Annotated in this window: 1 CRISPR repeat array. The window is 66.0% G+C overall.

Annotation, left to right across the window (positions count from 1 at the left end):
- Positions 1 to 2 precede the first annotated feature (2 nt).
- Positions 3 to 1,116: direct repeats of the CRISPR family, unit length 29 nt; unit sequence GTGCTCCCCGCACGGGCGGGGATGAGCCC.
- Positions 1,117 to 1,119 lie beyond the last annotated feature (3 nt).

The raw sequence follows: 1,119 nt of genomic DNA on the forward strand, positions 1-1,119 counted from the left end.
GCGTGCTCCCCGCACGGGCGGGGATGAGCCCAAGTCATTTTATACACCTGGCTTACTGAGTGCGTGCTCCCCGCACGGGCGGGGATGAGCCCTTTGGCTGAGCTTGAATACGATAGTCATAGCAGTGCTCCCCGCACGGGCGGGGATGAGCCCGCTAGAGATGGACAGGCCGAGGGTGGAGGCAAGTGCTCCCCGCACGGGCGGGGATGAGCCCCAGCCGCTTAACATCCGCCGCGCTCGTAGCGAGTGCTCCCCGCACGGGCGGGGATGAGCCCCGAACCTTATTGGCGGCGCGCTGCAGCTCATCGTGCTCCCCGCACGGGCGGGGATGAGCCCGCCGTGATGTTTTCGCGTGTCTCGGTCACCGTGTGCTCCCCGCACGGGCGGGGATGAGCCCAATAGAAGAGAACCATAGAGTGCTCCCCGCACGGGCGGGGATGAGCCCACAACCGGCGGGTTGCCGGAGTCTCTGGTAGCGTGCTCCCCGCACGGGCGGGGATGAGCCCAGCGCGTCCTTCGTACCGTCGGTACGCAACATGTGCTCCCCGCACAGGCGGGGATGAGCCCATGTCCAAGCTCGGAACCGACGGAAAACCCATGTGTTCCCCGCGCGAGCGGGGATGAGCCCCAGTCCAGCCACTAGCCCACAGATAGCAAGCCGTGTTCCCCGCGCGAGCGGGGATGAGCCCACGGTGGTCAGTGCGCCCTGGAAGATAGGCGAGTGCTCCCCGCACAGGCGGGGATGAGCCCTTTTACTTGAGAGTATGTGCTTGTGTGAGTTAGTGCTCCCCGCACAGGCGGGGATGAGCCCGAGGCGAAGCGACAGGTTATCACCGTCATATTGTGCTCCCCGCACAGGCGGGGATGAGCCCTCCGACAATATGGAGTGGGCTGCTCTGGCTCAGTGCTCCCCGCACAGGCGGGGATGAGCCCCACAAACCCGCTAGACCTTCACGCCCTCAACAGTGCTCCCCGCACAGGCGGGGATGAGCCCGCGGTTGTGGCGGTTGAAGACCTTGGCTGGATGTGCTCCCCGCACAGGCGGGGATGAGCCCGAATACTACCGCGACCGTCTTGCTAAGGCTTTGTGCTCCCCGCACGGGCGGGGATGAGCCCGCC

It is taken from the genome of Rothia sp. HMSC065C12 (assembly GCF_001812085.1).
Classification (GTDB): Bacteria; Actinomycetota; Actinomycetes; order Actinomycetales; family Micrococcaceae; genus Rothia; species Rothia mucilaginosa.